The sequence below is a fragment of the Virgibacillus sp. DJP39 genome (assembly GCF_049310925.1).
GTDB lineage: Bacteria > Bacillota > Bacilli > Bacillales > Amphibacillaceae > Virgibacillus_F.
In genome coordinates this window covers 1-4,929 of sequence record NZ_JBMERP010000137.1, presented here as the reverse complement: position 1 = coordinate 4,929, position 4,929 = coordinate 1, and the positions used below count along the sequence as shown (strand labels likewise).

Annotated in this window: 7 protein-coding genes and 1 pseudogene; 3 read left to right on the top strand and 5 right to left on the bottom strand. The window is 36.1% G+C overall.

Features of this window, described 5'->3' with window-relative positions:
- Window positions 1-833: pseudogene (locus ACOI1D_RS21040) on the bottom strand (hypothetical protein); the annotation flags it as partial.
- A gap of 775 nt (window positions 834-1,608) precedes the next feature.
- Between ACOI1D_RS21040 and ACOI1D_RS21035 the strand changes: the two are divergent.
- From ACOI1D_RS21035 to ACOI1D_RS21025, 3 genes are all read left to right on the top strand, one after another.
- Window positions 1,609-2,298: a DUF1643 domain-containing protein gene (locus ACOI1D_RS21035; protein WP_422504098.1), complete on the top strand. Its 690-nt coding sequence runs from the start codon at window positions 1,609-1,611 to the stop codon at window positions 2,296-2,298.
- The gene (locus tag ACOI1D_RS21030; protein WP_422504096.1) at window positions 2,270-3,262 is read left to right on the top strand and encodes a helix-turn-helix transcriptional regulator; all 993 of its coding nucleotides are present in this window, start codon (window positions 2,270-2,272) and stop codon (window positions 3,260-3,262) included. Before ACOI1D_RS21035 ends, ACOI1D_RS21030 begins: the two co-directional genes overlap by 29 nt.
- 83 nt (window positions 3,263-3,345) lie before the next feature.
- A complete protein-coding gene (locus tag ACOI1D_RS21025) occupies window positions 3,346-3,729 on the top strand; it encodes a hypothetical protein (protein WP_422504095.1) in 384 nt (127 codons plus the stop codon).
- An 89-nt stretch (window positions 3,730-3,818) separates the two neighbouring features.
- Here ACOI1D_RS21025 and ACOI1D_RS21020 read toward each other — a convergent pair whose 3' ends face one another.
- From ACOI1D_RS21020 to ACOI1D_RS21005, 4 genes are all read right to left on the bottom strand, one after another.
- Entirely contained in the window at window positions 3,819-4,070 is a 252-nt protein-coding gene (locus ACOI1D_RS21020; RefSeq protein ID WP_422504093.1) for a hypothetical protein, read from the bottom strand.
- Between the two features lie 63 nt (window positions 4,071-4,133).
- Window positions 4,134-4,325, bottom strand: coding sequence for a hypothetical protein (locus tag ACOI1D_RS21015; RefSeq protein WP_422504091.1), 192 nt, complete (start codon window positions 4,323-4,325; stop codon window positions 4,134-4,136).
- Window positions 4,326-4,376: 51 nt separating this feature from the next.
- Window positions 4,377-4,565 (bottom strand): DUF1643 domain-containing protein, encoded by a 189-nt coding sequence (locus ACOI1D_RS21010; RefSeq protein WP_422504100.1) that lies wholly within the window; start codon window positions 4,563-4,565, stop codon window positions 4,377-4,379.
- On the bottom strand, window positions 4,565-4,879 hold the full coding sequence (locus tag ACOI1D_RS21005; protein WP_422504090.1) for a DUF1643 domain-containing protein: 315 nt from the start codon (window positions 4,877-4,879) through the stop codon (window positions 4,565-4,567). The genes ACOI1D_RS21010 and ACOI1D_RS21005 overlap by 1 nt, the downstream gene beginning before the upstream one ends.
- Window positions 4,880-4,929 lie beyond the last annotated feature (50 nt).

Below are 4,929 nucleotides of genomic sequence, written 5' to 3'. Positions count from 1 at the left end.
GTTGTTTTATAGGCAACCGTTTCATCACCATCATTAATCCCATCATTATCGGTATCAATTTTAGTTGGATCAAATCCAAGCGGCCCTTCTTCACCATCACTTAAGTTGTCGTTATCAGAGTCATATTTTACTGGACTAGTGTTCATTGAACTTTCTTCACCATCATTCAATCCATCACTATCCGTATCCAATTTTGTTGGATCAGTATTGATTGCCTGCTCTTTTTTATTCTTTAAACCATCTTTATCCCCATCTTCATCTGCGTCCCTTACTCCATCATCATCCGTATCTGCTATGAGAGGAATTGTCCCTAGAATCAAAAGCTCAAAACCGTCCGTCAAGCCATCTGAATCAGTATCCAGGCTATAAGGGTCAGTTCCAGCCATTAATTCTCGAACATCCTCCAGGTTATCTTGATCTGAATCCAACTCATTTCCTATTTCAACCACATTGGATAATTCAATCTCCCTGTTCCCGTGTATGTAGTTGACCTTGTAACTATACAACTCTCCAAATTCAAAATCATTATCAATATAGCGAGTTACTTTGTCCCTATTGTTTATGGAAGCAATCAACTTAAAATTCCCGTCATTTAATTTCCTATACACTTTGTATTGTTTTGCAAAAACAATCTCGTTCCAATCCAATTCCCATGAAAACTCTCTGTTTTCGTCGTTATACTGCCATTTTCCCGCAACTTTAATATCATCGTAATCTTTCCCTATACCCTGACTATTATGGCCTTTTTTGTTTCCTTCTGCCAATGCCCCTGCAGGGTAAAATAATGACAGGATAAGCATTAAACTCATAAATACCGATAATGTTCTATTCACATAACACACCTCTTTTTAGTAATTTTTAAAACAGACAAAATGGCATCCACTTTGTCATGACTGTCCTATTAAACACTTTTTGACGCATGACACTTAATAAAATCGCAATACATCCACCCCACAATCCATTCCATTTCTATAACTATTCACCATGGAATCGCTAAAACCCTCCTTTCATCCAATTTATGGTAAAAAACTAGTTCATCCCAATCTCACCTAGCACCTAAAAAAAACAGCTCGATTGAGGAGTTATAACCCCAGCACCGAGCTTTTCTCTCCCTTGAATCAATTCTCTTTTGTATGTTTTCCCAGGTTACGTTCGTAGTCTATGAGTTTCGATTCCACCTCTTTAAATTTTTTGTTAATTCCTTTACTATTTCGACGATATAGGATTCCGTATTGTAATTGTCGATCAAAATGCTGATACACCTCCTTCTCTGAGTTCCTTTGTGACAGGAACAGGAATATGGTTGGGGTTTACGCTGCGAGCATGACAGCACCAATTACCTTTTTTGTCGAAATACAGCTACCAAAATCAAATATAGATGGAATTGGTAGTGGACACAGAACGTTTTCGCTTCGCAGTATTTTTGCATAGTGGTGCCTGTCACCCGAAACTATTCTAATTTTAGGTGACAGGCACAGATTTCAACATAATGTCTTAAAATCGTTAGTGCATTATGCATTAGGTAACTTGTAACTTTCTGAAAATATAATATAATTAGATTAAAAGGTTAAATCATGATTATTGTTTTATTTGAAAGGGGAAATGTAAATGTCTTTTACACCAGCACTTGAATTGAGAAAAAGATTTTACACTGAAGGCGCATTTTATCAATTAGATTTGTCAGGGTTAAGTTATATATGTCGTGGTTTAGCTAAGGTTAGTCGTAAGGGAGTTACAACCGTTGAAGCAGATGCATTATTTGTTTTGTTAAATCCAGGATCTTGTAGACCAGCAGATAGTGATTATCAACTTCCAACTTTTAATAACCAATTAGACAGGATCCCTTTAGTACAGGCAGAAACAGATCCGACACAATATCAGATTATGCGGCTTATGGATCGTATGCAATGGAATATGGTCTATATTATAAATCTATCAGACTTACGTGCTGGAAGCGTAAAAGACTTTAAAGCTAGCCTGGACAACTTTGAATCGCATCAGAATGAAACTCACAGTATTTTTTCTCTTGATCGAAAGGAGAACATCCATTCACTATTATCCAAAGAGACAAAATTAATTGCAGGCTGGGGTATAAATCCATTGATAAAAAATAGAGCATGTCATGCACTTACCTACCTGACCGAGATTGGAGTCCATGGTCTCCCGCATGTTGAACACCCATTTTACTACCATCCTTATCCTATGATAAAAGAAAAATGCATAAAGTGGCTCGAGAATATATCCGAAAAGCTAGCCGAGGAGGATGTTAATGACATCAAACAAATTGAATTCACGTGACAGGCTTTTAACATTAATTGAGATTATGCAAAAACATTCAGATGATGAGCACATGATAAGTTTAAACGAAATTATTGACCATTTTCCAATTGAGTCAGATATTAATCAGGCAACGCTACGAAATGATTTGGTAGCTTTGTCTAGTTCTGATTTGTTACGAATCTGTATTTATCAACAACAGAATGGTTTGGAAAACAAATACTGGTATGATGGAATTGGTTTGAAACTGCACGAACTTAGATTGCTTTTGGATGCAGTGGTAGCAGCAAGGTTCATCCCGCATAAAGAGACGATCCGTTTACTTGATCAGCTTAAACGGTTTACGGGACATCATATAACTGAAGAGATGGACAATCAGCTGTATATCGCGGATGAGCCAGGTATAGCATTAAAAGATGTTGGGGACACCGTTCATGTGTTGCATGAGGCAATTCATCATTCAAAGATTATTGAGTTTCAATATGGTAAGTTTACAACAGAAAAAAATTTTGAATTAAATAGAGAAGGTGCCACTTATACAATGAAGCCTTATGGCCTTGTATGGAGTCAGGACTTCTATTATTTAATAGTTCAAGAGATCGAACGAGAAGAGAAGCGACACTTCCGTGTTGATCGAATGAGAAGCCTTTCGATGACAGATAATAGGTTTGTAAGAGAAACCACCTTTGACATGAATGCTTATTTAAAGAAACTTTTCCATATGTACTCAGGTGAGGAAATCTCGATTGAAATAGAATTCGATAATCATCTGATCAATGTAGTCATCGATCGTTTTGGACCAGGAGCGGATATTCGTCCGATGGATAACGGACGTTTTAAACTATTTACAAAAGCTATTTTTGCAGATGGTCTTGTTAGGTGGCTACTTACATGGGGAAGCGATGCGAAAGTACTTTATCCTCAAAAGCTTGTAGAACGAATGAAAAGCGAGACAGAAAAATTTTATCATACATACCACCATTGACCATTGTGCAAAAACACAATGGTCCTTCCTTTTGAAAGTGCATAATTGGTGTAATGCAATTAATATTGAAAAGGAGTGGTTACATGGATTATGAACTAGATAACACTATGATGAAATTCCTGCACATCTGTAAGAAGGTCATACCTAAGCGTGTCTCGATCATTACAAACTATGGAGCCTGGGAAGACCGGATTGTCATGAAAGGTCCTCATTTAAAAGTATCTGTTAGAAAGAAAAGAGATGCAGAAGAAATAAGAATCCGTGTCTCAGATGAACGTGGCATGACAGTTGAAGTCCCTTGTGAAGGAGTAGAAATTGTTGAGGTACAGAAAACAAAATGGGATTTCGAAGCTCATATTTATTTCTTTACATTTGAAGGCTTTGCCCGAATAAATATTATTGGAAAGCATTTGCCTCGACTAACAAACGATAAACTAATACAGTCTCAGAGCAATATAAGAAGTTAATAGAGCACACAATTTTAATTCAAGAGAACCAGTGACTGCATTTCTAATACAGTCACTGGTTCTCTTTGAAAAAACCAGAAATATAATTCTTATTTAAAAACAGTTGTATAATTTTTGTAGTGCCTTTCTACCTTCTTAATAACATCTCTACACTCTTTCCCATCCATACACTTAATAACTTCAAAAGCATCGTCATCTTGTTTTTCATCAGTTACAATATTAATATAAGAACCATTGTATTTTATGTTAATATAAATTGGCTCAGAATCAAATTTAACAATGGATTTAGGATAACCCGCAAGAAGCATCGTTACAGTATTATCAACATCCTGTTGGCTCACGCATTCAAATACATCAAAAGCTTTCTCGTTTAATTGTCTGCCTATATGGATAACCATCTCATATTAATTCTCGATTAGTTGAACATATCTAGTATCATATTCAGGTTCATTATATTGCCAGATTTCATTTTTTAAAGTACCTTTGTCCTCCCACCAGCCCGAATATCGCGGAATATAGTCATCTTCCTCATCACTTTTGTTTACGTTGAAATAAAAGTACATAACGGCAACCACAACTGTAATCAACCATCCCATGTCTTCACCTCCAAGAAATTTCATTCACCAAAAAAATAAAGTGTACAGTAACTACAACCATGAAGTTGGCTTTAAATCTCCAGACAGAAATAAAGGATGTCTTGGGAATTTACTATTCTTCGTCTTCTTGATACAAAATTGTTTTTCATTGGGAACGAGACCAATAACTTCATTTGCTCTATCTACCTGACTTCGCTTCAATTCACCCCAGCCAAAGACAACACAATCGGTATCTACTATTACTTTTTAATTTGATTATCATTTTTTCTTAACTCTTCGGCTGTTGGAGTACGTAAATCAGAAGGATCTGTTGCTACCTGTGAAAATAAGTTTACTATTTGCATAGAACCATATCCCCAACTCTTGGAAAAATTAATACACCTTCTTAACGTTCTATCTGCTGCTTCCACCAGCCTCACTGAAGGGTTGAGCATAATAAATGTTACACTCGGTTTATTTCGCTCCCAGGTACATGTTAATAAATATCTGTTCTCCCCACTTTCATCTAACTTAGCATCAACATTTTCGTTATCTTTCCATTTAATAACTGTCATATTGTTCTCCTCCTTTTAACAACCCATTGCTATAGTTGTATAGTAACTTA

Excerpts from the sequence above, each read along its gene's own strand:
- ACOI1D_RS21035 (WP_422504098.1), top strand. The coding sequence starts at position 1,609 with ATGTCTTTTACACCAGCACTTGAATTGAGAAAAAGATTTTACACTGAA.
- ACOI1D_RS21030 (WP_422504096.1), top strand. The coding sequence starts at position 2,270 with ATGACATCAAACAAATTGAATTCACGTGACAGGCTTTTAACATTAATT.
- ACOI1D_RS21025 (WP_422504095.1), top strand. The coding sequence starts at position 3,346 with ATGGATTATGAACTAGATAACACTATGATGAAATTCCTGCACATCTGT.
- ACOI1D_RS21015 (WP_422504091.1), bottom strand. The coding sequence starts at position 4,325 with ATGGGATGGTTGATTACAGTTGTGGTTGCCGTTATGTACTTTTATTTC.
- ACOI1D_RS21005 (WP_422504090.1), bottom strand. The coding sequence starts at position 4,879 with ATGACAGTTATTAAATGGAAAGATAACGAAAATGTTGATGCTAAGTTA.